Annotated in this window: 24 protein-coding genes and 1 riboswitch; of the genes, 7 read left to right on the top strand and 17 right to left on the bottom strand. The window is 66.7% G+C overall.

Going from position 1 to position 25,125, the window contains the following annotated elements; all coding sequences use genetic code 11:
- Positions 1 to 4: 4 nt before the first annotated feature.
- Positions 5 to 835 (bottom strand): 2-oxo-tetronate isomerase, encoded by an 831-nt coding sequence (otnI, locus tag ACYZGB_RS01605; RefSeq protein WP_462386450.1) that lies wholly within the window; start codon positions 833 to 835, stop codon positions 5 to 7.
- Positions 836 to 1,027: 192 nt separating this feature from the next.
- On the opposite strand from otnI, the gene ACYZGB_RS01610 reads away from it, so the two are divergent.
- Both ACYZGB_RS01610 and ACYZGB_RS01615 read left to right on the top strand, forming a co-directional pair.
- The gene (locus ACYZGB_RS01610) at positions 1,028 to 1,471 is read left to right on the top strand and encodes a MerR family transcriptional regulator (protein ID WP_462386452.1); all 444 of its coding nucleotides are present in this window, start codon (positions 1,028 to 1,030) and stop codon (positions 1,469 to 1,471) included.
- Positions 1,472 to 1,533: 62 nt separating this feature from the next.
- Positions 1,534 to 2,202: an NAD(P)H-dependent oxidoreductase gene (locus ACYZGB_RS01615; RefSeq protein WP_462386454.1), complete on the top strand. Its 669-nt coding sequence runs from the start codon at positions 1,534 to 1,536 to the stop codon at positions 2,200 to 2,202.
- On the opposite strand, the gene ACYZGB_RS01620 is transcribed toward ACYZGB_RS01615, so the two are convergent.
- From ACYZGB_RS01620 to ACYZGB_RS01635, 4 genes are all read right to left on the bottom strand, one after another.
- Positions 2,162 to 3,313, bottom strand: coding sequence for a glycerophosphodiester phosphodiesterase (locus tag ACYZGB_RS01620; protein ID WP_462386455.1), 1,152 nt, complete (start codon positions 3,311 to 3,313; stop codon positions 2,162 to 2,164). The two genes, ACYZGB_RS01615 and ACYZGB_RS01620, sit on opposite strands and share 41 nt — an antisense overlap.
- Before the next feature lie 202 nt (positions 3,314 to 3,515).
- Positions 3,516 to 4,100: a methionine biosynthesis protein MetW gene (gene metW / locus ACYZGB_RS01625; RefSeq protein WP_462386457.1), complete on the bottom strand. Its 585-nt coding sequence runs from the start codon at positions 4,098 to 4,100 to the stop codon at positions 3,516 to 3,518.
- Complete coding sequence (metX, locus tag ACYZGB_RS01630; RefSeq protein WP_462386458.1) at positions 4,097 to 5,227, bottom strand: homoserine O-succinyltransferase MetX; 1,131 nt, start codon at positions 5,225 to 5,227, stop codon at positions 4,097 to 4,099. The genes metW and metX overlap by 4 nt, the downstream gene beginning before the upstream one ends.
- 137 nt (positions 5,228 to 5,364) lie before the next feature.
- A complete protein-coding gene (locus ACYZGB_RS01635; protein WP_462386460.1) occupies positions 5,365 to 5,934 on the bottom strand; it encodes a TMEM165/GDT1 family protein in 570 nt (189 codons plus the stop codon).
- A gap of 4 nt (positions 5,935 to 5,938) precedes the next feature.
- Positions 5,939 to 6,131, bottom strand: a riboswitch (yybP-ykoY riboswitch).
- Positions 6,132 to 6,375: 244 nt separating this feature from the next.
- On the opposite strand from ACYZGB_RS01635, the gene ACYZGB_RS01640 reads away from it, so the two are divergent.
- Positions 6,376 to 6,786, top strand: a complete 411-nt coding sequence (locus ACYZGB_RS01640; RefSeq protein WP_063461570.1) for an RNA recognition motif domain-containing protein — start codon at positions 6,376 to 6,378, stop codon at positions 6,784 to 6,786.
- A 351-nt stretch (positions 6,787 to 7,137) separates the two neighbouring features.
- Positions 7,138 to 7,668 carry an RNA recognition motif domain-containing protein gene (locus ACYZGB_RS01645; protein ID WP_137745977.1) on the top strand — a complete coding sequence of 177 codons (531 nt, stop codon included), beginning with the start codon at positions 7,138 to 7,140 and terminating at the stop codon, positions 7,666 to 7,668.
- Positions 7,669 to 7,903: 235 nt separating this feature from the next.
- On the opposite strand, the gene ACYZGB_RS01650 is transcribed toward ACYZGB_RS01645, so the two are convergent.
- From ACYZGB_RS01650 to ACYZGB_RS01665, 4 genes are all read right to left on the bottom strand, one after another.
- Entirely contained in the window at positions 7,904 to 8,680 is a 777-nt protein-coding gene (locus ACYZGB_RS01650) for an SDR family oxidoreductase (RefSeq protein ID WP_462386462.1), read from the bottom strand.
- 168 nt (positions 8,681 to 8,848) lie between these two features.
- Positions 8,849 to 9,466: an LPS export ABC transporter periplasmic protein LptC gene (gene lptC / locus ACYZGB_RS01655; RefSeq protein WP_462386464.1), complete on the bottom strand. Its 618-nt coding sequence runs from the start codon at positions 9,464 to 9,466 to the stop codon at positions 8,849 to 8,851.
- Entirely contained in the window at positions 9,463 to 10,023 is a 561-nt protein-coding gene (locus ACYZGB_RS01660; RefSeq protein ID WP_462386465.1) for a KdsC family phosphatase, read from the bottom strand. The genes lptC and ACYZGB_RS01660 overlap by 4 nt, the downstream gene beginning before the upstream one ends.
- A 111-nt stretch (positions 10,024 to 10,134) precedes the next feature.
- Entirely contained in the window at positions 10,135 to 11,136 is a 1,002-nt protein-coding gene (locus ACYZGB_RS01665) for a KpsF/GutQ family sugar-phosphate isomerase (RefSeq protein WP_462386467.1), read from the bottom strand.
- 124 nt (positions 11,137 to 11,260) lie between these two features.
- On the opposite strand from ACYZGB_RS01665, the gene ACYZGB_RS01670 reads away from it, so the two are divergent.
- Entirely contained in the window at positions 11,261 to 13,246 is a 1,986-nt protein-coding gene (locus ACYZGB_RS01670) for a monovalent cation:proton antiporter-2 (CPA2) family protein (RefSeq protein ID WP_462386468.1), read from the top strand.
- Between the two features lie 123 nt (positions 13,247 to 13,369).
- On the opposite strand, the gene ACYZGB_RS01675 is transcribed toward ACYZGB_RS01670, so the two are convergent.
- Positions 13,370 to 16,426 (bottom strand): bifunctional diguanylate cyclase/phosphodiesterase, encoded by a 3,057-nt coding sequence (locus ACYZGB_RS01675; protein ID WP_462386470.1) that lies wholly within the window; start codon positions 16,424 to 16,426, stop codon positions 13,370 to 13,372.
- A 226-nt stretch (positions 16,427 to 16,652) separates the two neighbouring features.
- On the opposite strand from ACYZGB_RS01675, the gene ACYZGB_RS01680 reads away from it, so the two are divergent.
- Positions 16,653 to 17,207: an adenine phosphoribosyltransferase gene (locus ACYZGB_RS01680; protein ID WP_291467226.1), complete on the top strand. Its 555-nt coding sequence runs from the start codon at positions 16,653 to 16,655 to the stop codon at positions 17,205 to 17,207.
- A 100-nt stretch (positions 17,208 to 17,307) separates the two neighbouring features.
- Here ACYZGB_RS01680 and ACYZGB_RS01685 read toward each other — a convergent pair whose 3' ends face one another.
- From ACYZGB_RS01685 to rpmH, 7 genes are all read right to left on the bottom strand, one after another.
- Entirely contained in the window at positions 17,308 to 18,246 is a 939-nt protein-coding gene (locus ACYZGB_RS01685) for a hypothetical protein (protein WP_462386472.1), read from the bottom strand.
- Positions 18,247 to 18,357: 111 nt separating this feature from the next.
- Entirely contained in the window at positions 18,358 to 18,849 is a 492-nt protein-coding gene (locus tag ACYZGB_RS01690; RefSeq protein WP_108617371.1) for a Crp/Fnr family transcriptional regulator, read from the bottom strand.
- Positions 18,850 to 18,956: 107 nt separating this feature from the next.
- Positions 18,957 to 20,396 carry a tRNA uridine-5-carboxymethylaminomethyl(34) synthesis GTPase MnmE gene (mnmE, locus tag ACYZGB_RS01695; protein ID WP_462386473.1) on the bottom strand — a complete coding sequence of 480 codons (1,440 nt, stop codon included), beginning with the start codon at positions 20,394 to 20,396 and terminating at the stop codon, positions 18,957 to 18,959.
- A gap of 91 nt (positions 20,397 to 20,487) precedes the next feature.
- Positions 20,488 to 22,200 (bottom strand): membrane protein insertase YidC, encoded by a 1,713-nt coding sequence (yidC, locus tag ACYZGB_RS01700; protein ID WP_462386474.1) that lies wholly within the window; start codon positions 22,198 to 22,200, stop codon positions 20,488 to 20,490.
- Positions 22,197 to 22,493: a membrane protein insertion efficiency factor YidD gene (yidD, locus tag ACYZGB_RS01705; RefSeq protein ID WP_462386616.1), complete on the bottom strand. Its 297-nt coding sequence runs from the start codon at positions 22,491 to 22,493 to the stop codon at positions 22,197 to 22,199. The genes yidC and yidD overlap by 4 nt, the downstream gene beginning before the upstream one ends.
- On the bottom strand, positions 22,493 to 23,005 hold the full coding sequence (locus ACYZGB_RS01710) for a ribonuclease P protein component (protein WP_462386476.1): 513 nt from the start codon (positions 23,003 to 23,005) through the stop codon (positions 22,493 to 22,495). Before ACYZGB_RS01710 ends, yidD begins: the two co-directional genes overlap by 1 nt.
- A gap of 73 nt (positions 23,006 to 23,078) precedes the next feature.
- Positions 23,079 to 23,213, bottom strand: a complete 135-nt coding sequence (gene rpmH / locus ACYZGB_RS01715; RefSeq protein WP_005798102.1) for a 50S ribosomal protein L34 — start codon at positions 23,211 to 23,213, stop codon at positions 23,079 to 23,081.
- Between the two features lie 408 nt (positions 23,214 to 23,621).
- Here rpmH and dnaA point away from each other — a divergent pair, with 408 nt between their 5' ends.
- Entirely contained in the window at positions 23,622 to 25,046 is a 1,425-nt protein-coding gene (gene dnaA, locus ACYZGB_RS01720; RefSeq protein WP_462386479.1) for a chromosomal replication initiator protein DnaA, read from the top strand.
- Positions 25,047 to 25,125 lie beyond the last annotated feature (79 nt).

Consider the following 25,125-nt stretch of genomic DNA (forward strand, 5'->3'; position numbering starts at 1 on the left):
GCGCCTAGGAATCCGCGGCAGACCCCGCCAGCGCGCGATCCCGCCAGCCCAGGCCTTCGGACGTGCCGGCCGCCGGGCGGTATTCACACCCCACCCAGCCGCGGTAGCCGAGCGCGTCCAGCGTCTCGAACAAAAACGGGTAGTGCAGCTCGCCCCGGTCGGGCTCGTGGCGGCCGGGCACGCCCGCGATCTGGACATGCGCCACGCGGCCCGTGGGCAGGTAGCGCTGCAGCTTGGTGGCCACGTCGCCCTCCACGATCTGGCAGTGGTACAGGTCCATCAGCACCTTGAGGTTGTCGGCGCACACGGCATCGAGCAGCTCGTGGGCGTGGTCCTGGCGGTTCAAAAAGTAGCGCGGCACATCGCGCAGGTTGATGGGTTCGATCAAGACCTCGCGCCCGGCGCGTGCGGCCTCGGCGGCCGCCCAGCGTAGGTTGCCCGCACACAGGTCCTTGAGGGATTCGCGCTCCACCCCCGGCGGCACGATGCCCGAAAGCACATGGATGCGGGGGCAGCCCAGCGCCTCGGCATAGCGCAGCGCCGCGTGCACGCCCACGCGGAACTCGGCCTCGCGCCCGGGCAGCGCGGCCGTGCCCCGCGCACCTTGCTCCCAGGCCGTGGCCATGGCGGCGCGGTCGGCGCCACCGGCCGGGGCGTTCATCAGCACCAGCTGCAGGCCGTGGTCCGCCAGCCGCGCGGCCAGCTCGGCGGGTGCGAAGGCGTAGGGGAACTGGCATTCCACCGCCGTGAACCGGTCGCGCGCGGCGGCGGCAAAACGGTCCAGGAAGGGCAGCTCGGGGTACATCAGGCTCAGGTTGGCGGCGAACTGGGGCATGGCAGGCGGGGGCGGGGGGCCCAAGACAACAAGGAACGCAAGGAGAACGCGGCAGCTTATCCTGCACGGCGCGCACGCCCTCGCAACCCGCACCAGAATACAAGCAAAAAAGGCCTTCTACGCGCGATGGATATGCCTTTATAGCTATATATTTAATAGCATCATACTCAACCCACAAAACCCCCGCCCACCATGCGCATCGGAGAACTCGCCCGCCGCACCGGCACCACGCCCAAGGCCATCCGCCTGTACGAGGCACGCGGCCTGATGGGCGCCGTGGCGCGTGCGGGCAGCTACCGCCACTATGGCGAGGCCGATGTGGCGCGTGTGCTGCTGATCCGCCAGGCCCAGGCGCTGGGTTTTCGGCTGGCGGAGCTGGACGGCCTGCCCCACATCGACACCACTGCAGGCTGGGAGCGCATGGCCCAGCTGGTGGCCCAGCGCCGCACCGCCGTGGCGCAGGAGCTGGCCCGCCTGGCCGCGCTGGACGCCCAGCTGGCCGTGCTGGAGGCCGAGCTGCACACCTGCGACACGCTGGCCGTGCCCGCCACGCCCCAGGCCTGCGTGGCGCCCGCCGCACTGGCGGCCCCGGCCCGGCCGCGCACCCCATCACTTTCTATTGACCGGACCGCTTGACTCTGCCCCACGGGGCAAGGTGAGCATGCCTCCATCAACAACTTCTGTGTGATGGAGATTCCGTGGCAAAACAACACATCCTGGTCATCCTGGGCCACCCCGCCGCCGACAGCCTGTGCGCGGGCATGGCGCACGCCTACGCCGAGGGCGCGCGCCAGGCGGGCGCCGACGTGCGCTTTCTGGACCTGGGGCAGCTCGCATTCAACCCGCTGTTCCAGGGCTACGGCGCGGCACAGCCGCTGGAGCCCGACCTGCTGGCCGCGCAGGCCGACATCAGCTGGGCCGACCACCTGGTGTGGGTCTACCCCATCTGGTGGGGCGCCATGCCCGCGCTGCTCAAGGGTTTTATCGACCGCGTGCTCCTGCCGGGCTACGCGTTCAAGTACCGCCAGGGGTCGTCGCTGTGGGACAAGCTGCTGGCCGGCCGATCGGCCGAGCTGCTGGTGACCATGGACTCGCCGCCCTGGTACTTCCGCTGGGTCACGCGCATGCCGGGCCACCACCAGATGAAGAAGGCCATCCTGGAGTTCTGCGGCATCCGGCCCGTGCGGGTGCACAGCTTTGGCCCGGTGCGCAGCGCCAGCACCGAGCGGCTGGCGCAGTGGGTGAACGCCGCGCGCCAGCTGGGCAACCGGCAGGCCCGCCGCGCGCCACCAGACCGCAGCGCGCGGCCTGTGGTGCCGCCCCCGGCTACTGCTTCGGCGACAACGACACCTTCGACGCCGACGTGAAGGCCGACACCGCCGCGCGGCCCACGGCCGGGTCGTCGGTGAAGAAGCCGTCGATGCCTGCACGCAGGTAGGCCGTGATCTCGGCCACGCTGTCGCCGCGCACCGTGCCGTCGGTGGCGGGCGCCTTTTTCAGCCCGGCGGGCAGAAAGGCGTTTTCGGGCCGCAGCGTCCAGATGTGCACGCCCAGGCCTTCGGCGCGGGCGCGCGCCACCAGCGGGGTGGGTTCGCCCGGCACGCCATCCTTGACCGGCACCACCAGCGTCTTGAACGGGCCGATGGCATTGGCATAGGTGGCCACCTGCTTCAGGCCTTCGGGGGTGATCAGGTCGGCATAAGCGCGCGTGTTGGCCGCACCCTGGGCCACAAAGTCATACGGCCGGCCCGAGGGCGCCACCAGTTGCACCAGGCGCACGCTGCTGAGCTTGCGGATCGCCTGCAGATTGCTGACCTCGAACGACTGCACGAACACGGGCGCGTCCTTGTGGTTCCAGCCGTTCTTCTCCAGCACGGCCAGCAGCGGCGCCTCCAGCGGCAGACCGATGGACTGGAAGTAGGTGGGATGTTTGGTCTCGGGGTAGATGCCGATGGTGCGGCCCGTCTTCGCGCTCTGGGCCTTGGCCAGGTCGATGACTTCCTGCAGCGTGGGCACCTCGAACTGGCCGTTGTAGGCCACGTTGGCCGGGCGCTGCGCGGGGATGCGCTCGCGGGCGCGCAGGGTCTTGAGTTCGGCCAGGGTGAAGTCTTCGGTGAACCAGCCGGTGATGGCCTGGCCGTCGATGGTTTTTGTGGTTTTGCGGCCTGCGAACTCGGGGCGGTCCACCACGTCGGTGGTGGCTTCCTTCACCGAGCCGTCGGCGCCCAGGATGGCAATCGCGTTCTCGTGCCGGGCCACCAGCACGCCGTCCTTGGTGATCACCAGGTCGGGCTCGATGATGTCGGCGCCGTCGTCAATGGCCTTCTGGTACGCGGCCAGCGTGTGCTCGGGCCGCAGCGCCGAGGCGCCTCGGTGGGCAATGACGGTGGGGGTGGGCGGCCAGGCCTGGGCCACGGCGCCCAGCGCCGAGGTGGCCAAAACGGTTGCGACAAGTATCTTCAGAGGGGCAAAGCGCATGTGTTCTCCGGGAGCGGGTTACTACCCACTCACCATAACCCGGCTGCGTGACGCGCGCATGGCGTACGCAAGCGCATGGCTCCAGCCAGCGACCGCCGCGCAGGGGCCGCCCCGCCGCGCTGGCGGTGTCTCCCTTCCCAAACGGCATCGCCGTTCGAGAGAAGGGGGAAGGCGCGAAGCGACTCAGGGGGTTGTACCCTGCCTACGCGTGTTCGAAGTGGAAAACGGCCGTGCCCGCGCGTGCGTTGGGCAGCCAGCGCACTGCCTGTCCTTCCTGCAAACCGAAAGAGTCGAGGATGCGCAGGTCGTTCTTGGTCGCCAGCACCTCAAAGTCCTTGTACGTGCCCACGCGGATGTTGGGCGTGTCGTACCACTGGTAAGGCAGGCGGCGCGTCACGGGCATGCGCCCGCGCAGGATGGACAGGCGGTTGGGCCAGTGCGCGAAGTTGGGGAAGGCCACCACACCCGTGCGGCCCACGCGCGCCGTCTCGCGCAGCATGGTTTCGGCATTGCGCAAGTGCTGCAACGTGTCGATCTGCAGCACCACGTCAAAGCTGTTGTCGTCGAACATGGCAAGGCCTTCATCCAGGTTGAGCTGGATCACATCCACGCCGCGCTGCACGCAGGCCAGCACGTTGGCGTCGTCGATCTCCACGCCATAGCCGCTGCAGCCGCGCTCGCGCTGCAGGTAGTCGAGCATGGCGCCGTTGCCGCAACCGAGGTCGAGCACGCGCGAGCCGGGGGGCACCAGGCGCGCCAGGGCTTGCATTGCCGCTTTGTCCGTCATGCTTGCAACTCCTTGGCAATGCTGTCGAAATAAGAGCGCATCACGCCCATGTAGCGGGCGTCATCGAGCAAAAAGGCATCGTGCCCATGGGGCGCATCGATCTCGGCGTAGCTCACGCTGCGGCGGTTGTCGAGCAGCGCTTTGACGATCTCGCGGCTGCGCTTGGGCGAAAAGCGCCAGTCGGTGGTGAAGCTCACCAGCAGGAAGCGTGCGGTAGCGCGCGCCAGCGCCCGGGTGAGGTTGCCGCCGTGGCTGCGCGCGGGGTCGAAGTAGTCGAGCGCACGGGTGATGAGCAAATAGGTGTTGGCGTCGAAGTAGTCGCTGAACTTGTCGCCCTGGTAGCGCAGGTAGCTTTCAATCTGAAATTCGATGTCCTGCGTGCTGTACTTCAGGTCAATGCCTTCGCGCAGCTGGCGGCCGAATTTTTCGTTCATCACATCGTCGCTCAGGTACGTGATGTGGCCGATCATGCGCGCGATGCGCAGGCCGCGCTTGGGGATCACACCATGGCGGTAGAAGTGGCCGCCGTGGAAGTCCGGGTCGGTCACGATGGCGCGGCGCGCCACCTCATTGAAGGCAATGTTCTCGGCCGTGAGGTTGGGCGCACTGGCCACCACCACCGCGTGGCGCATGCGCTCGGGGTACTGCAGCGTCCAGCTCAGCGCCTGCATGCCGCCCAGGCTGCCGCCCAGCACGGCGGCCAGTTGCTGGATGCCCAGGCGGTCGAGCAGGCGGGCCTGGGCGTTGACCCAGTCCTCCACCGTGACCACGGGGAAGTCCGCGCCATAAACCTCGCCCGTATCGGGATGGTTGTGCATGGGGCCGGTGGAGCCAAAGCAGGAGCCCAGGTTGTTCACGCCGATCACGAAGAATCGGTCGGTGTCCACGGGCTTGCCGGGGCCGATCATGTTGTCCCACCATCCCTCGCTCTTGTCCTGCCCGGCGTAGACGCCCGCCACATGGTGCGAGGCATTGAGGGCGTGGCACACAAGCACCGCATTGGAGCGGTCGGCATTGAGCGTGCCGTAGGTTTCGTAGGCCAGGTGGTAGTCGCGGAGGGACGCGCCGCTTTGCAGCGGCAGGACCTCCGGAAAGTGCATGGACTGGGGCGTGGCTAAAAACGACATAAAAAAACCCGGCGTCGCTAAAAACGAGGCCGGGCATGGATGTCGGACGGGTCTTTAGCAGGATTTATAAAGCGCCCGCAAGCTGTGGCAAATCGGCGCGTCCGGCAAATATACCAAAAGCGCCCGCCGTTGCGGCATCACCCCCCCGTGGGCGCAAAGATGGCCAGCAACCCGAGCCCCATGAAGATCACCGCCGACACAATGTGTACCGCACGGATCGGCACGCGGCGCGTGATGCGTTCGCCCAGCCAGACCACAGGCGCGTTGGCGATCATCATCCCGAGCGTGGTGCCCGCCACCACCCACAGGTAGGCGTTGTACTGCGCTGCCAGCATGACGGTGGCGATTTGCGTCTTGTCGCCCATCTCGGCCAGGAAAAACGCCACCACCGTGGTGCCGAACACGCCCCAGCGCGGCGAGCCATCGGCCTCACCTTCGTCGAGCTTGTCGGGGATCAGCATCCACACGGCCATCGCAATGAACGAGGCCCCCAGGATCCAGCGCAGCACCTGCGGCCCGACGAAGGTGGTCACCCAGGCACCCACGGCACCGGCCAGGCCATGGTTGACCAGGGTGGCGACCAGGATGCCCAGCACGATGGGCCAGGGTTTGCGAAAGCGGGCGGCGAGCACCAGCGCCAGAAGCTGCGTCTTGTCGCCCATTTCGGCAAGCGCGACGATGGCGGTGGAGATGAAAAACGGTTCCATGTGGGGGTCCTATCCGGCCGGATGGGTGGAAAACGCATTGACTGCACCCCGACTCCGGCCATGTGGATCGGCATGCAGTCAATGGTCTCGCCCAGCTAGAAAACCGCATACGCCATAGGCCCACCGGGCCCAAGTTTGTTGACGCATGCCCCCGGCGCATTGCACAGCCGGGCGGGCTACTCCCCAAAGACCCCCAATTTTACCCTATGGTTTGTCCGGAGATTGGCCTCAAAACCACGCCATTCGCCTGTTTTGGGGCGTCTGGCCCAGAAATAATCCCCCACACCGCCCATAAAGTGATTAATAATGGGTTCGCTTTTCTGCTTGCAGGAGAGCAGTTAGCTTAGCGGTGAATGGTCAGTTTCGCGTCTTTGAAGTCGTCACAGGTTTGTTGATTGCGTCGGGCTCCATCGCGTTTTCATGTTTTTTCAGGAGTCCTTCATGGGCAACAAACTCTACGTGGGCAACCTGCCCTATTCCTTCCGCGACCAAGATCTGGAACAAACCTTCAGCCAGTTCGGCTCCGTGGGCAGCGCCAAGGTCATGATGGAGCGCGACACCGGCCGTTCCAAGGGTTTCGGCTTTGTCGAAATGGGCAGCGATGCCGAAGCACAAGCCGCCATCCAAGGCGTGCATGGCCAAAACTTTGGCGGCCGTGACCTCGTGGTCAACGAAGCCCGTCCTATGGAGCCCCGCGCTCCCCGTAGCGGTGGCTTCGGTGGCGGCAATGGCGGCGGCGGCGGTTACGGCGGTGGCCGTAGCGGCGGCGGTGGTGGCTACGGCGGCGGCGGTTACGGCGGTGGCCGTGAAGGCGGCGGTGGCGGCTACGGCGGTGGCCGCGGCGGTTACTAAAAAGACCTTTTCTGCAGGCGCTCGCGTCTGCAGATGGCAAAAAAAGGAGCCTTTGGGCTCCTTTTTTTATTGCCGGGCCGCCCTGCACAACAGGTGCAGCCCCCTGAAGCGGTGGCCTGCGTGGCGGCGGAGTCCGAGGCCATTTCTGGTGCCTGCGCAGCATGAGCGCCACAGCGCGCATTGCCGCTTGCTTTTTCCCCAAAAGTGTGGCGCATAATGGGTTGGCGGGGTTCTCCCGCTTTCCAAGTTTGCGGTGATCCGTCAGTTTCGCGCTGAGAGCGTCATTGAGATTAGCTGGCTGCGTTTTCGGGACTCCATCGCTTTATCCATGTGTTTTTGAGGAGTCCCTCGATGGGCAACAAACTGTACGTCGGCAACCTGCCTTATTCCGTGCGCGACAGCGATCTGGAACAGGCTTTTGGTCAATTCGGCGCGGTCACCAGTGCCAAGGTCATGATGGAGCGCGACACGGGCCGTTCCAAGGGCTTTGGCTTTGTGGAAATGGGCAGCGACGCAGAAGCCCAGGCGGCCATCAATGGCATGAACGGCCAGCCCCTGGGCGGCCGCAGCATCGTGGTCAATGAAGCCCGGCCCATGGAACCCCGCCCCCCTCGAAGTGGCGGTTTTGGCGGCGGTGGTGGTGGCGGCTACGGCGGCGGTGGCCGCAGTGGTGGCGGCGGTGGTTACGGCGGCGGCCGTGAAGGCGGCGGTGGTGGCTACGGTGGCGGTGGCCGCGATGGCGGCGGCGGTTACGGTGGTGGTGGCGGCCGTGGCGAAGGCGGTTTCCGCAGCCCCTACGGCTCCGGTTCGCGCAACGGCGGTGGCGGCGGTCGCAATGGTGGTGGCGGCGGCTACGGTGGTGGTGGCAACGGCGGCTACTGAGCCCTCCGTCCGGTTTTCTTGAAAGAAGCCCCTTCGGGGGCTTTTTTTTCATGCTCCGACAGGAAGGGCATGGCGTCCCGCCAAACCTTGGCAAGGCTGAAATAGCCCACCGCCTGCAAACTGGCGCTGCACCGGCCAGCGCTCCCGCGCAAGGACGGCAAAGCGACACGTGCGGCGTTTGGCTTGCGGGCGCCGGGAACGCCCTTCCGGAGAAAGCGCGAAGCGCCTCTGGGCGCTACTCGCCCTCCCGGCGTTTGCGCGGGCGTCCCGCCAGCACCTTGTCGAACACGGCATTGGGCAGCAGGCGCAGCAGCTTGGCCACCACGCCCATCTGCCAGGGGATCACCCGGTAGCTCACACCCGCCGTGATGGCCCGGAAGGCGCGGTCGGCAAAATCCCCGGGTTGCATCAGGAAGGGCATGCCGTAGCGGTTTTTCTGCGTGAGTGGTGTGTCGATGTAGCCGGGCGAGATGGTGACCACCCGTACGCCATGCGGACGCATTTCGCCACGCAGGCTTTCGCAGTAGCTGATGACGGCCGCCTTGCTGGCGCAATAGGCGCCGTGCCCCGGCAGGCCCCGGATGCCCGCCACGCTGCCGATGCCCACCAGCGTGCCGCTGCAGCGCTGCACCATGCCGTCCACAAAGGGCTGGAAGGTGGCGGCCATGCCGATGTTGTTGGTGGCAAAGGTACGCGCCATCACCTCGATGTCGCCGCGCACGGCGGTGTCCATGCCTACGCTGATGCCGGCGTTGGCAATCACCACGTCGGGCACGCCCTGGCGTGCCAGACAGGCCTGGCCTGCGGCCACGATGCTGTCGGTCACCGCCACGTCAGCACTATAAATTTCATAGCTATCAGCGCTTATCCCTTGCGCGGTAGCCCATGTTTTGACCTCTTCTGTCCGGCGCGCGGCCAGGGCCAGCCGGTAGCCCGCCTGGTGAAAGCGCAGCGCCAGTGCCTGGCCAATGCCACTGGACGCGCCGGTGATGAAAACAAGGGGGGTGGTCATCTCAGTTATCCGTTGTGCTGTGAATCACCCGCAGCGCGTGAAACTGGCGCGCACCATGCGCGGGCAGCCGCGCAAGGGCCGCCCCGCCACGCTGGCTGCGTTCCCCTTCCCCTAGCGCGAAGCGCGTAGAGAGAAGGGGGAAGGCGCGAAGCGACTCAGGGGGTTGTCTCATTTCTTGCCCGGCAGGATCATGCCGCGCACGCGCCCGCGCAGTTGCAGCACCTGGTCGAGGTTGTCGTACTCCATGCCATCGGCCGTGAAGCGGTCGTTGCCCCGCGTGAGGGTGACGGGCTGGTCGGACCGCACGCGCTCGGTGTTGGTGAAGGCATGCAGGAACTCGCCCCGGAACTCCATGCGCGGCTGCGCTTGCGCACCCGGTTTGGCGGGCAGGGGCTCGCGGGTGACGGTGGCATTGCCAAACAGCTGCACCTCCGAGCCATCGGCATTGCTCAGGGCCCGATCGGCCGTGGCCACCGTGAGGCGGCCGTCGATGCCGATCGAGCGCATGCGGACCTGGTCGATCTCCAGCGTGTCCGTGTCAGGGTAGTGCCGCGCTTCTATGCCCTGCACCTCGCTCTGCAGGCGGCCCGCGGCATCAAAGCTCTTCACCGAAAAATTCTTCATGAAGTAGTCGGGCTGGTGCTTGACGGGGCGGTCGATGGCGGGCAATTGCGCCATGGGCGCATTGCGCACCAGCCACCAGGTGCCCAGGGCCAGCAGACCCATCAACAGCACCGGCAAGTAGATCGAGAGCTGGTCCCAGCCCTGGCGGATCACACGGATCATGCCGAGTAGTCCGCCAGCAGCGCGGCATAGCGGCCCGTGGCCACCAGCAGCAGGTCGCACAGCTCGCGCGCCGCGCCGTCGCCGCCACGCGCCTGGGTGACGAAATGCGCCGCATGGCGCACCTCGGTCTGGGCATTGGCGGGCGCGCAGGCAAAGGCGCTGCGCCGCATCACAGGCAGGTCGGGCCAGTCGTCACCCATGGCCGCGGCCTGGGCCCAGGTCAGGCCCAGCCGGGCCAGGATGTCCTCAGCCGCAGGGCGCTTGTCTTCAGTACCGAACACGGCGTGCTCCACACCCAAGGCCTTGAGCCGCACGCGCAGTGGGGCAGAGTCGCGCCCCGTAATCACGGCGGGGGTGATGCCTGCCTTTTGCAGCAGCTTGAGACCGTGGCCGTCGAGGGTGTTGAAGCGTTTGATCGTCTCGCCCGCTTCGCTGAAGTACAGCCCGCCGTCGGTAAGCACACCGTCCACGTCAAAGAAGGCCACCCGCACGCCCTGGGCGCGCAGCAGCAGCTCGGGGGGGAATTGCAGCACGGGGAAGGTTGTGTCAGAAGTCATTGCACAGCGTTTGAACAGGCACGGCCAAAGCCAGTGCACCCGTGGAACCGGCTTCGCCGGGCCAGGGGGTGCGTCCCCCTTGGGGGGAAGGCGCAAAGCGACTCAGGGGGGTCATATGACTTTTGCCCGCATCAAGTCACCGATGTGCACGACCCCCACCAGCACACCCGCCGCATCCAGCACCAGCACGCTGGTGATGGCGTGGGCCTCCATCATTTCGGCGGCGTCCACGGCCAGCGCGTCGGGGGCAATCCGGCGCGGGTTGGGGTGCATAACCTCGCGGGCGGTGGCGGCGCGCAAGTCGGCTCCGGCCTCGATCCGGCGGCGCAGGTCGCCGTCGGTGAAGATGCCCAGCACCTGCCCGGCGGCGTCCACGACGGCCGAAGCGCCCAGGCCCTTGGCGCTCATCTCGCGCATGAGGTCGCTGAACGAGGCCTCGGGGGCCACGCGCGGCACTTCGCTGCCAGAGCGCATCACGTCGCTCACATGGGTAAGCAGCTTGCGGCCCAGCGCACCGCCGGGGTGGGAACGGGCAAAGTCTTCGGGGCGGAAGCCCCGGGCGTCGAGCAGGGCCACGGCCAGCGCGTCGCCCATGGCCAGCTGGGCCGTGGTGCTCGTCGTCGGTGCGAGATTGTGCGGGCAGGCTTCGCGCTCCACGCCGCAATCGAGCACGATGTCCGCATGGCGCGCCAATGTGGACTGCAGCCCACCGGTCATCGCAATCAAGGGCACGCCCAGCCGCTTGATCACAGGCAGGATGGCGGTCACTTCGCCCACTTCGCCGCTGTTGGACAGTGCCAGCACCACGTCGCCAGGCGTGACCATGCCCAGATCACCATGGCTGGCCTCACCGGGGTGTACGAAAAACGCGGGGGTACCAGTCGAAGCGAGCGTGGCCGCAATCTTGCGGCCTACATGGCCACTTTTTCCCATGCCCATCACCACCACGCGGCCCCGGGTCTGCAGCACCATCTGCACCGCCTGGGCAAAGAGCTTGTCCACGCGGTTTGACAGAGCCGTTAAGGCCGCAGCCTCGATGTCGAAGGTTTCGCGGGCCAGGCGCAGGGCCTGGTCGGCATCAAAAGGGGGCAGCGCGGCGGGGGCGGGAGTCATCCGGGGATTCTATCGACCGGGCATGCCGGGCGGGCCCTGCCAACGGATGCCCTCTGGCACGGACCGTGCATCGCCTGCAGAAAACACCCTTGCTGGCGCACAAGCCTCGGATAGCATCGAACCCATGTCTTCTCTTGCCCTCACCCTGCTTTACCTGCTGGCCGCAGTGCTGGGCGTGGTGACTTGCCGCAGCCTCAAGCTGCCGCCCATGCTGGGCTACCTGGCGGCCGGGGTGCTCATCGGGCCCCACGCGCTGGCGCTGGCACAAAACTCCGAGGGCGTGCGCCACCTGGGCGAGTTTGGCGTGGTGTTCCTGATGTTCGCCATCGGGCTTGAATTCAGCCTGCCCAAACTGCGCGCCATGCGCAAACAGGTGTTTGGCCTGGGGCTGATGCAGGTGGTGCTGACCATGGTGGTGCTGACGGTGCTGGCCCTGGTCCTGTCGCGCTGGGCAGGCGGGGTGTGGGACATGGGCTGGCAGACGGCGCTGGCGCTGTCGGGGGTGATGGCCATGAGCAGCACGGCGATTGTGGTGAAGCTCATGGCTGAACGCGCCGAGCTGGAGAGCGAACATGGCCGCCGCGTGATGGGCATCCTGCTGTTCCAGGACCTGGCCGTGGTGCCGCTGCTGGTGCTGATTCCGGCGCTCGGTTCCTCGCCCGACCAGTTGCTCACCTCACTGGGCTGGGCGCTGATCAAGGCCACGGTGCTGGTGGGCCTGCTGCTCACGGGCGGGCAGCGGCTGATGCGCTGGTGGCTCACGCTGGTGGCGCGGCGCAAGAGCGACGAGCTGTTCATGCTCAACCTGCTGCTGATCACGCTGGGGCTGGCCTGGCTGACCGAGGTGGCGGGCCTGAGTCTGGCGCTGGGCGCCTTCATCGCCGGTGTGCTGGTGTCCGAGACGGAGTACAAGCATCAGGTGGGCACGGACATCCGGCCCTTCCACGACGTGCTGCTGGGCCTGTTTTTCATCACCATCGGCATGATGCTGGACTGGCACATCCTGGTGGACCGGTGGGCGCTGGTGCTGGCGCTGCTGGTGGTGCCGCTGCTGCTCAAGCTCTTGATCATCCTGGTGCTGGCGAGCGGCATGGGCGCCACCACGGGCGTGGCGCTGCGCACGGGGCTGTACCTGGCGCAGGCGGGCGAGTTCGGGTTTGTGCTGCTGTCGCTCACGCAGGGCAACGGGCTGGTGCAGCCTGCGCTGATGAACCCCATCCTCGCGGCCATGGTGCTGTCGATGCTGGCCACGCCCTTCCTCATCATGTACAGCAACCGCATCGTGATGAAGCTGGTGGCCAGCGACTGGCTGCAGCAGTCGCTGCAGATGACGTCGATTGCGCGCAAGTCCATCAACACCAGCAAACACGTGATCATCTGCGGCTATGGCCGTTGCGGCCAGAACCTGGCGCGCATGCTGGAGCACGAAGGCATCCCCTACATGGCGCTGGACCTGGACCCGGACCGCGTGCGCCAGGCCGCTGCGGCCGGTGACTCGGTGGTGTATGGCGATGCCACCCGCCTGCAGGCCCTGATGGCCGCCGGCCTGGTGCGCGCCAGCGCCGTGGCCGTGACCTACATCGACGTGCCCGCCGCGCTGAAGGTGCTGGCCAATGCGCGCTCGCACGCGCCGCAGGTGCCGGTGGTGGTGCGCACGCAGGACGATGCCCACCTCGACAAACTGCAGGAGGCCGGTGCCACCGAGGTGGTGCCCGAGGCCATCGAAGGATCGCTGATGCTGGCCAGCCACGCCCTGGCCCTGGTGGGCGTGCCCATGCGCCGCGTGCTGCGGCTCGTGCAGGACCAGCGCGATGCGCGCTACAACCTGCTGCGCGGCTACTTCCACGGCGCGGACGATGACACGGTGAACGAGCGCGACCAGGAACGCCTGTCCACCCTGAACCTGCCACCCGGCGCCACCGCCCTGGGCCACAGCCTGGGCCAGCTGGCCCTGCCCGCGATGGGCGTGCGCGTGGTCAACCTGCGGCGCGGCAACGGCCACATGAGTGCCGCCGTGGACGAGGCCCTGCTGGCCGAGGGCGACACGCTGGTGCTGTCGGGGCACCCGGCGGCGCTGGCGCTGGCAGAAGACAAACTGCTCAGAGGGTGATCCCCCTGGGCGGCTGCGGAGCAGCGAGGACTGCGCCAGTTGCAAAGAGGGTGCCGAATTATGATTAAAAATCGGCCTTACCGCGCGCCCATCATATCTTTATAGCTATATATTTAATAGCAATCAAAACAGGACAGCAGGCCCGGGCCGCCCGAACAGGTAGCCCTGGAAGCGTTGGCAGCCGTTGCGCAGCAAGAACGCGCGCTGGCCTTCGGTTTCCACGCCCTCGGCCACCACGTCCAGGGCCAGGCTGTGGGCCAGGGTGATGATGGTGCAGGCGATGGCGGCGTCGTTGGGGTCGGTGAGCACGTCGCGCACAAAACTCTGGTCGATCTTGAGCTGGTCCAGCGGCAGGCGCTTGAGGTAGCTCAGCGACGAGTAGCCCGTGCCAAAGTCATCCAGCGCAAACCCCACGCCCAGCGTGCGCAGGGCCTGCATCTTGAGGATGCTGTCCTCCACGTCGTGCAGCAGCAGGCTTTCGGTGAGCTCCAGCTTGAGCCGCCGCGCATCCGCGCCCGAGTCGCGCAGCACGGCCAGCACATCCTGCACAAACTCGCTCTGGCGGAACTCCTGCGCGCTCACGTTCACGGACAGGGTCCAGTTGGCCCTGGCGGGGTCGGCCGCCCACAGTGCGAGCTGGTGGCAGGCCATGGCCAGCACCTGCCGGCCCAGGGGCAGGATGAGGCCGGTCTGCTCGGCCAGCGGGATGAAGTCGGCGGGTGGCACCATGCCGCGCTGCGGGTGGTTCCAGCGCACCAGGGCCTCGGCGCCCAGCAGCTGGCCGGTGGCGTCCACCACCGGCTGGTAGTGCAGCAGGAATTCGGCGCGCGCCAGCCCCAGGCGGATGTCGCCCTCCAGCGCCGAACGCGCCGACGCGGCAGCCTGCATGTCGGGGTCGAAGAAGCACAGCATGTTGCGCCCCTGGGCCTTGGCCTGGTACATGGCCAGGTCAGCGCGCTTGAGGAGCTCCTGCACGGGCTGCTGCCTGTCCTTGAACAGCGCGATGCCGATGCTGGGCGTGCTGTGCATCTCGCAGCCCTCGACCCGGTAGGGCTGATTGAGCGCGGCCAGCACCTTCTGCGCAACCGTCTCGGATTCGGCGGCAGCTTCGACCTCTTCTGCGTTCAGGGCTTCGATCACCACCACAAATTCGTCGCCCCCCAGGCGCGCCACAGTGTCGGTGGCGCGCACACAGGCGCTCACACGGGCGCCCACCTGCACCAGCAGCCGATCACCCCATTCGTGGCCCAAGGTGTCGTTGATGCCCTTGAAGTTGTCCAGATCAAGGAACAGCAACGCACCATGGCGGCCCTCGCGGGTGCAGTTGACCACCGCCCGCTCCAGCCGGTCCATCAGCAGGCGCCTGTTGGGCAGGCCGGTGAGTTCGTCATAAAAAGCCAGACGCTGGATCTGGGCCTCGGCCAGCTTGCGCTCGGTGATGTCGCGCGCCACGCCCCGGTAGCCGGTGAACTGGCCCTCGGCATCGAAGATGGGCTCGCCGCTGATCGACACCCAGATAGGCTGGCCGTCGTGGGTCCGTCGCTGCATCTCGAAGTCGTGAAACACCTGGTGCGCCTCCAACTGCGCACGGTGGTCGCGCCACTGGCCTTCACCCACAAAAGTTTCGGGCAGCTCCCAGCGCGTGAGGCCGTAATGCATTTCGTCGGGTACGCCGGTTTTTTGCTGTGCGTTGCCGTCCAGCCGCACAAAGCGGAACTGGGCGTCCTGCTCCCAGTACCAGTCCGACGAGAGCTGCGTGAGGCTGCGCCAGCGCGCCTCACTCTGGCGCAGGGCCTCGAGGGTGCTGAGGTAGTCGGTGACGTCGGTGAAGGTGCGCACCCGCCCGCCAGGCTCCAGCGCACGGGTGCGCACCTCGATATAGCGGCCGCTGTGCGTGCGCCGCACATAGGAGTCGGGCATGGTCAGCTGCCCGCCGTGCGCCGCGTACTCCGAGGCCACGTAGTTGCGCGCCATGGGCTCTATGAGCTGGAACTGGGGGCCGAAGTCGCCGCGCTCGGTCTGGAAACGCACCACGTCTTCCACCTTGGGCTGGCTGGACAGCAGGTCCTCGGGCAGGTCAAGCAGCTCCAGGTAGCGCCGGTTGTAGACCCGGATGCGTCCTTCGGCGTCCACGCTGGTGATGCCCTGGGAGATGTTGGCCAGCGTGGCTTCCAGCGCACGGGTTTTTTCGCCCAGCAGGGCGCCGGTGCGCAGCAGTTCGGCATCGATCGCGCTGCGGGCCAGCTCGGCGCGGCGCGCGGTCTCCAGCTGGCCCACGGTGTTGAGCAGCGGCTGCAGGAACGCCACGTCCGCCTGCGAATAACCCTCGGCGCGGTTGGCCAGGCCGACCATGGCCACCAGCTCGCCCGCAGCGCGGATGGGCAGGCCCAGGTAGGTGTGCAGCGTGGGGTGGCCGGGCGGGGTGCCTGCGGCACGCGGATCGTGGCACGCGTCGTTGCTGATCACCGGCTCGCCGGACACCAGGGCCGCGCCCACCAGCGAGTGGAGGCTGTCGAACACCATGCCCTCCTCGGCGTGCTGCGCATACAGCGCGCGGGAGGCGGCGTCCCAGCTGATGTCGGTCATCGCATGCACCCGCAGGAAGGGGTGCCCGTCCGGCGCGCGCTGCACCTGGCCCACCAGGCCGAACGCGCTCTGGCTGAGCGACATCAGTTCTTCGAGCAAGGCTTCGAACGCCGCCCGGGGCCCGGAGCTGGCGATGAACATGCCCTGGGCGCGCGAGATGGCCTGTAGCAGCCGGTGCTGGCGCGCCAGCATGGCCTCGGCCGCCTGGCGGGCGCGGGCGCTGGAGCTGCGTTCGAGCACCGCATCGATCTGCGCGGGCAGGGTGAGCAGGTAGTCCAGGGCCGGGTCCTGCACGGCAAAGTCGTCAAACCCATGCCGCATGGCCTGCGCAGCGTGGGTTTCGGCCCCCATGCGCACGATGATGATGGCGGGCACGCCACCCAGCAGCGGCAGCAGATCAAAAGCCGTGCCGCCCAGGGTGTTCTGGGCGGCCAGCACGATATCGGGCCGCCGCTGCTGCTGCAGGTGTTCACGCGCCTGCGCCAGCGACGCACAGACCTCCACCTGCCAGCCCGACCAGGGATCTGCCAATGCGCCCGCCACCGACTGGGCATGGTCGTGGTCGCCTTCGATCAGCAGGATGGAGATGGGCATGGGCCAATCTTCTGTGGAAGGGCTTGGCCTGCAAGGCAGCCGCGCCGGAGGGTGTAAGAACGTGTTTACGATCTAACTGCAGTGAAACATTATGGGGGCTGGCGGTGGCCCCGCGAGCGCAGAAAAGCGCACGCAGGCGGCTGATTACACTTCAGCCCTTCGCGCGGGAAAGCCGTTGTCCGGCTCCCCCACACCCGCGCCCCTTGATCCCCCTCTCTCTTTGCCCATGCAGCCACTCAGCGTCAACGACTACCTCCGCCAGCACATCCGCACCGTGCCCGACTGGCCCGCAACGGGCGTGCAGTTCCGCGACATCACGCCGCTGCTGCAAGACCCTAAGGTGTTCCGCGTGCTCATCGACGCCTTTGTGCACCGCTACATGGACAAGGCCCTGCGCCCCGACGTGGTGGCTGGGCTGGATGCGCGTGGCTTCATCCTGGGCGCCGTGGTGGCCTATGAACTCAACGTGGGCTTCGTGCCCATCCGCAAGAAGGGCAAGCTGCCCTTCACCACGGTCGAGGAGACCTACGAGCTGGAGTACGGCAGCGCCACCGTGGAGCTGCACACCGACGCCGTGAAGGCGGGCGACCGCGTGCTGCTGATCGACGACCTCATTGCCACCGGCGGCACCATGATGGCCGGCCGGCGCCTGCTGGAGAAGCTGGGCGCCACGGTGACCGAAGGCGCGGCCATCGTGGACCTGCCCGAGCTGGGCGGCTCGGAGCGCCTGCGCGCATCGGGCCTGCCGCTGTACACGCTGGTGGATTTTGCGGGGCACTGATGGGAACTGAAACGGCGGGCCTTCGGCCCTCAAAGCCCGCCACAAGCAAAGAAGCCCTCCGCATGGAGGGCTTCTTTTTTTTTGGGGGGTGACCCGGCGCTCAGCGCAGCTCGCCGTACTGGGTGCTGCTGAGGTCGGGCGAGGGGCTGTCTGCCCCGGGCATTTCGGTGTCTTCAAACCCGGTGGGCTGCGCCGGGGGCAGCAGGGGGCCGGAGCGCACGGGCACGCCCGGCTTGGCAGCCGCTGCCGGGGCCGCCGTGGAGCCTGCTGCGTTGGCCAGGGCCCGCTTGAAGGCGGCCACTTCGTCGGCTTCGATCGGTTCGAACCGGGGGGCAGGGCGCTGCTCGCCCACCGGCGCCGCCACGGGGGGCCGGGCGGGAGCCGCAGCGACCGGGGGGACCACCGGGCGCTGGGGTGCAGCGGCTACGGGTGCCGCTATGGGTGCTGGAGCTGGCGCTGTGGGGAAGATGGGGTTGGCAGGCGCCACCACCGGTGCTGGCGCCGCCACGGGTGGCCTGCGCACCGGGGGCACAGCCACGGGCGCTGCGGGCACAGGCAGCGCCGCCCCCTGGGGCGCCACGCCCTTTTGGGGAATACCCACGGCCACATGGTCGTTGATGCGCCAGTACACGGCCGTCACCAGGATGTCGTAGCGGGTCTTGGCGGTCTGGGCGATCAGCGCCTCGATCTCGGACAGGCGCACCGTCTCGCCGCCGTACTCGCGCGCCAGGTCCATCATCACCAGGAACTGGCGGCCGCGCTGGTCCAGCGACAGCACCTTGAATTTGTAGCTGGCCGACAGCACCCCGGCGCGCACCATGGCATCGCGCACCACGGTGTAGAGCAGTTCGCGGCGCTCCATGCGCTCGTTCTTGCGGTTGGCGGCGTGTTCGGGGGGTTGGGGTTCGACCAGGGGTTTGCCCATGCGGCCGGGGTGCAGCGGCACGGTGGCGTCGGCATTCAACAGACCCGACGGTTCTGCGGCTGGCCGGGGCTTGGGGGGGGCGGGTTTGCGGCTAAACCAGCTGAACAGGGACATGGCTTGCTTTCTTCGGACGGTGCCTGGACAAAATCCAAATCGAGTGTAACTTGCTGTACCCCTTGCACAGCCCCGAACAAGCCCGCAAACCCAGCGTCTGCGGGGCGCCTGTCAGGTCGCCGCAACGCGGCGGCGGCGGTTGCCCAGGCGCTTGGCCAGCACAGCCCCTGCCGCCATCGCCAAACCCAGGGCAATGGCGGGCTGGCGGTTGGTGAGTTCGGTGAAGCGGATGGCCGTGAGGCTCCAGAGCTTGCAGGGCGCGCTGGCCTGCACAGTAGCACTGCGCGCGCGGTGCGAGAAGAACGCGCCCTCGCCCACCACGGAGCCCGCGCCCACGATGGCCAGGCGCAGGCGCTCTTTTTCGTCCTGGTAGTGCACGCTCAGGCTGCCGCTCTCCACCAGGTACAGGGTTCGGTCGGTGGCCCCCTGGCTGAAAAGCACCTGCCCGGCGGGCAGCACCACGGGCAGCAGGTAGGACGAGAGCACCTCCCACTGCGCGGGGGAGAGGGGGTTGGTCATGCTGTCGTCAGCGGTGGCTTGCGCAATGGCGTCCAGCAAACCTTTGAGGTCAACCTTGATGGCAGCGGGGGTTGGGGCATTCATGATGCGTCGAAAGTACCGTTGTTACAGATCGGACACAAGCGCTGTTTACGTCCGTTTACAACATAAGCGACAGGCGGTGGCACGGACGCCCTGGCCGGGCGCCCCGCCTACTTGCCGATGCAGAAGCTGGAAAAGATCACGCCCAGCAGGTCGTCGGAGCTGAACTCGCCGGTGATGGCGCTCAGGGCGTTCTGGGCCAGGCGCAGCTCCTCGGCCAGCAAATCGAGCGCCGGGCCCTGGGCCTGCAGCTGGTCAGCGGCCTCCTGCAGGTGGACCGACACGGCGCGCAGCGCCTCGATGTGGCGCGCGCGCGCGATGTAGAGGCCCTCGGGCGCCGACTGCCAGCCCGCCACCTCCAGCAAGATGCGCCGCAGGCCGTCCAGCCCCTCGCCCGTGCGCGCAGACAACCACACGCCCGGCCGGGCTTCGGCGTGCCCGGCCCCGTCTGCGGCGATGGCAGCCGCCGCCGGGGCGCGATCCAGCTTGTTCCAGACATCGATCACCGGAATGGTTTGAGGCAGTTTTTGGGCCAGTGCGCGCGCTATGTCTTCCTCAGCAGCTATGTATTCCATAGCATTCTGGCGCGACAGGTCGTGCAGGAACAACACCGCATCAGCGCCCGCAATTTCGTCCCAGGCGCGGGCGATGCCAATGCGCTCCACCTCGTCCTCGCTGTCGCGCAGGCCTGCAGTGTCGATGATGTGCAGGGGCACCCCCTCGATCTGGATGGTCTGCTGCACCTTGTCGCGGGTGGTGCCTGCAATCGGCGTGACGATGGCCAGCTCGGCGCCCGCCAGCGCATTGAGCAGCGAGCTTTTGCCCGCATTGGGCTGCCCGGCAATCACCACCTTGATGCCCTCGCGCAGCAACGCGCCCTGGCGCGCCCGCTGCATGACCGAGGCCAGTGTTTGCTGCAAGTTCGATAGCTGCCCGTGCGCATCGGCCTTGTGCAGGAAGTCAATTTCTTCTTCAGGAAAGTCCAGCGTGGCCTCCACCAGCATGCGCAGGTGGATGAGCGCGTCGCGCAGTGTGTGGATCTCGGCCGAGAACGCGCCCGTGAGCGAGCGGCTGGCGCTGCGCGCGGCGGCCTCGGTGCTGGCGTCAACCAGGTCGGCAATCGCCTCGGCCTGGGCCAGGTCGATCTTGTCGTTCAGGAAAGCCCGTTCGGTGAACTCACCGGGTTGTGCCACACGCAGGCCCGGCAGGCAGGGCTGGCCCGTGGCCGGGTCGGTGGCGGCGCCCGCCTCCAGGCAGCGCGCCAGCAGCAGCTGGAGCACCACGGGGCCGCCATGGGCCTGCAGTTCCAGCACGTCCTCGCCGGTGTAGCTGTGCGGGCCGGGGAAATACAGCGCCAGCCCCTGGTCGATGGCCTGGCCCTGTGCATCCCGAAAGGGCAGGTAGGTGGCCTCGCGGGGCTTGAGCGCCCGGCCGCACAGTGCCAGTACCAGCGCCGCCAGCCCTTTGCCCGACACCCGCACGATACCGACGGCCCCGCGCCCGGGGGCAGTGGCGATGGCAACAATGGGGTCGTGGTGGCGGGCAAGCATGGGGCAACTGTACAGGGTGTGTGGGCAAGAAAAAGGCCGCTTGCGCGGCCTTTCGGGTCAGTTCGGTGGTGTCAGCGTTGCCGCTGCACCATCACTTGAAACTGGGCAGATTGAACTGCGGTGGCACGCCCATGCGGGTGTTGATGATCCACTGCTGCGCAATCGACAGGATGTTGTTCGTCAGCCAGTACAGCACCAGGCCGGCCGGGAAGAAGAAGAACATCACGCTGAAGATCAGCGGCATGAACCACATCATCTTGGCCTGCATCGGGTCGGGCGGTGCGGGGTTCAGGGCCGTCTGCAGCAGCGAGCTGAGCGTCATCAGCAGGGGCAGGATGAAGAACGGGTCGGGCGTGGACAGGTCATGGATCCAGCCGATCCAGGGCGCGTTGCGCATCTCGACGCTGGACAGCAGCACCCAGTACAGCGCAATGAACACAGGGATCTGGATCATGATGGGGAAGCAGCCGCCCATGGGGTTGACCTTTTCCTCGCGGTAGATGCGCATCATCTCCTGCTGCATCTGCTGCGGCTTGTCCTTCAGGCGCTCGCGCATCTCCATGATCTTGGGGTTGATGGCCTTCATCTTGGCCATGCTGGCGTAGGCCTTGGCGTTGAGCCAGTAGAACGCGATCTTGAGCAGCAGCACCAAGCCCACAATCGCCCAGCCCCAGTTGCCCAGAATCTTGTGCAGCTGGTCCAGCAGCCAGTACAGCGGCTTGGACAGGATGGTGAGCCAGCCGTAGTCCTTGACCAGTTCCAGGCCGGGGTAGAGCTTCTCCATCATGGTCTCGACCTGCGGGCCGGCAAACAGGCGCGCATCCACGGTCTTGCTTGTGCCGGGCTCGATGGCGCCCAGCGAGGTCAGCATGCCCACGGAGTACAGGTTGGTATCCACCTTGCGGGTGAACAGCTCGCGCTGGGTGCCGTCGGCCAGCAGCCAGGCGGTGGCGAAGTAATGCTGCACCATGGCCACATAGCCATTGGGCGAATCGCGCGGGATATCGACCTTGCCGTTCTCGATATCCTTGAACTCGATCTTCTGGTACTTCTTGGCGTCGGTGTAAACGGCCGGGCCGGTGAAGGTGGAATAGAACGACGACTCGCCCGGTGGCTTGTTGCCATCACGCACCAGCTGCAGGTACAGCTGGGGCGACACGGCGGCGGCGCCGGTGTTGACGACTTCGTGCTTGACGGCGATGTCGTAAGCGCCACGCTTGATGGTCCAGGTCTTGACCAGTTTCACGCCACTCTGGCTGGGCGACTCGAAGCGGATGCTCAGCTCGTCCTGTCCGTCCTTGAGTTCGCGCGGGCCGGGCACGGCGGTCATCACTGTCTTGTGCGTGGGGAAGCCACCACCGATCAGCCCTGTCTGCGCCACGTAGACGCGTTGAGCGCTCTCGTCCAGCAACAGGAAATTGCGGTTCTTGTCGGTCATGTCGGCGTGCTGCAGCAGCTCGGCATGGGTGAGCGTGCCGCCTTCGCTGTCGAAGGTGAGGCGGTACAGGTCGGTCTTGACCTCGATGCGCTCACGCGCGGCAGCGGGTGCTGCGGCCGGGGCGGGCTGGCCCGGAACGGCCGAAGCCCCCTGGGCAGCAGCCGCCGCCACAGGCGCTGTGGACACCGGGACGCTGGCTGCACCTGTGGCACCGGACGCTGCACTTGCAGCGGCAGGCGCGGTCACGGCCGGGGTGGTTGGGAAAAACGTGGCCTTGTTGCCGTTGTGCAGTTGCCACTTGTCCCACAGCAGAACCATGGAAAAGCCAAAAATCACCCACAGAATGGTGCGGCGAATGTCGTTCATGAAGACTTCTTTGGTGAGGGTGGTTGGGTGGTGGAGGATTGTTGCAGCCGCGAAAACAGCCTCATGCCGCGCGGCAGTTCTCGGGGGACCGGATCGTGGCCCCCATCACACCAGGGGTGGCAGCGTACCAGCCTGCGCACCGTGAGATAGCTGCCTGCCGCCGCGCCGTGCAATTCCAGCGCCTGCAGCGAATAGACCGAGCAGGTGGGCTCAAACCGGCAGGCCGAGCCCAGCCAGGGGCTGAGGAAAAGCCGGTAGCCTTTGACAACGCCCATCAGCAGGCGCTGCACGATCACGGCGCCACCTCGTGGGAAAGCCCCTGCGGAGCAGGGGCCGGAGCGGGCGCAGCAGCCCCGCCACCCGCACGCCGGGCGGCGTGGCCAAACAGCTGCAGCAGCTCCGCACGCACGGCCTGCTTGAGCTGGTCGGATGTGGCGCTCACAAACTGCTTGCGGTCAAACGCCGTGCGCAGGCGCACCACATGGGCTGCCTGGGGCAGGCGCGCTTCAAACGCCGCGCCCACGGTGTAGATCTGCCGCTTGATGGTGTTGCGCGTCACGGCACGGCGCGCCCAGCGCTTGGGCACCATGGCACCCAGCCAGACATCCGGCACGGCAAACAGGGCCTGCGGCCCTTGCGTTGACGGCAAGGAACCGGGCCCTGTGGGTGCAGCACTGGCGGGATTGGCAGCAGGGCTGCCAGCAGCATCCAGCACCAGACGGTGCAGCGCAAAGTGCGCTGTGCGGGAGACGGTACCCCCCGCCATGGCGGCCTGGAACTGCGGACGGGTTTTCAGCCGTTGCATGCAGGCACCCCGTTTGGAACCTGACGGTACAAACCGGGGGCAGGCGGGGAGCAGACCGTAGACCGGGACGGCCTTAGACGGCCAGGCGCTTGCGGCCCTTGGCGCGGCGTGCGTTGATAACGGCACGGCCGCCGCGGGTCTTCATGCGGACGAGGAAACCGTGGGTGCGCGCGCGGCGCGTCTTGGAGGGCTGGTAAGTACGTTTCATGGTGCTATTCCTTGAGGTTCAGTTCCGGACTGCTGCTCTTGAACCCCTGCCTTGCTCAACTGAAAACCAGCCAAACAGAAGCAGAAATAACGGCGCGCCGGGTCAAATCACCCTGAACACATTCAGGGAAACCCAAAATTATCGCAGGCTTGTCGCCCTCTGGCAATGCCTTTCGGCAGGCAGGCCTATCCGCAAGCCGCCCGGCGGGGCCACCACAGCCCCTTCGCCGCCACCCCAGGCGGGCCTTCAACGATCACCAGGCGCCCGTTTTGACACCCCGGGGATGCCAGCCTATCAACCCCGGAATCCCCCGATGACAGCTGCCGCAAAAATGTGGATAACTCCTTGACAAGCTACAATCCGCCGCCCAGCACCGTTCCTCCTATCCACAACAAGAATCCCCGATAAATGACCGAGGAACCCACCCGCAGCGCCCAGCCATCCCCCGGAGCCGATGCCGGACAAGGCCTGTGGCAAGCCTGCGTAGAACAACTGGCGCAAGACCTGCCGGAACAACAATTCAACACCTGGATCAAGCCCTTGGTCGCCCAGGTGGCCGAGGATTTCTCCAAGGTCACCCTGCTGGTGGCCAACCGCTTCAAGCTGGACTGGATCCGTGCCCAGTACGCAGGCCGCATCGCCTCCCTGCTGGAAGGCCTGTACGGCCAGCCGGTCTCGCTGGAGTTAGCGCTCGCTCAGCGGGAATCCGTGACCCGCACTTATGTGCGCCCCGCATCGCCCGAACCCTCCAGCGCCCCGGCACCGGCAGAATCCCCGACCGCCAGCATCGACGAGGCCCCGGCCGGTGCCTTCCGCAACCGGCTGAATGCCGCGCTCACATTCGAGACCCTGGTGGAGGGCACGGCCAACCGCATGGCGCGCTCGGCCGCCATGCACGTGGCGGGCATGCCCGGCCACCTGTACAACCCGTTGTTCATCTACGGCGGTGTCGGCCTGGGCAAGACCCACCTGATGCACGCTGTGGGTAACCGCCTGCTGCAGGACAAGCCCGACGCCAAAGTTCTCTACATCCATGCCGAGCAGTTCGTGTCGGATGTGGTTAAGGCCTACCAGCGCCGCACCTTCGACGAGTTCAAGGAACGCTACCACTCGCTGGACCTGCTGCTCATCGACGATGTACAGTTCTTTGCCAACAAGGACCGCACGCAGGAAGAATTCTTCAACGCGTTCGAGGCCTTGCTGACCAAGAAGAGCCACATCGTGATGACGTCGGACACCTACCCCAAGGGCCTGACCAACATCCACGACCGCCTGGTGTCGCGCTTCGATTCGGGCCTGACAGTGGCGCTGGAACCGCCCGAGCTGGAAATGCGCGTGGCGATTCTGATCAACAAAGCCCGCGTCGAAGGCACCGAGATGCCCGAAGAGGTCGCTTTCTTCGTCGCCAAGAACGTGCGCTCCAACGTGCGCGAACTCGAAGGTGCACTGCGCAAGATCCTGGCGTATTCGCGCTTCAATCAGAAGGAAATCTCGATCCAGCTCGCCCGCGAGGCGCTGCGCGACCTGCTGTCCATTCAGAACCGGCAGATTTCTGTGGAAAACATCCAGAAGACGGTGGCCGACTACTACAAGATCAAGGTCGCCGACATGTACAGCAAGAAGCGCCCGGCCAGCATTGCCCGCCCGCGCCAGATTGCGATGTACCTGGCCAAGGAGCTGACGCAAAAGAGCCTTCCGGAGATCGGAGAATTGTTCGGCGGGCGCGACCACACCACGGTTTTGCACGCGGTGCGCAAGATTTCGGGCGAGCGCCAGCAGCTGACCGAGTTGAACCAGCAGTTGCATGTGCTGGAGCAAACGCTCAAGGGCTGAACCGGCGTGATCGAGGCGCCCCAGAGAAAACGCCCCTTTAAGGGGCAAAATGACGGGTTGTGCAGCAGGGGGAGGCACA

Source organism: Acidovorax sp. Q11 (assembly GCF_054950075.1).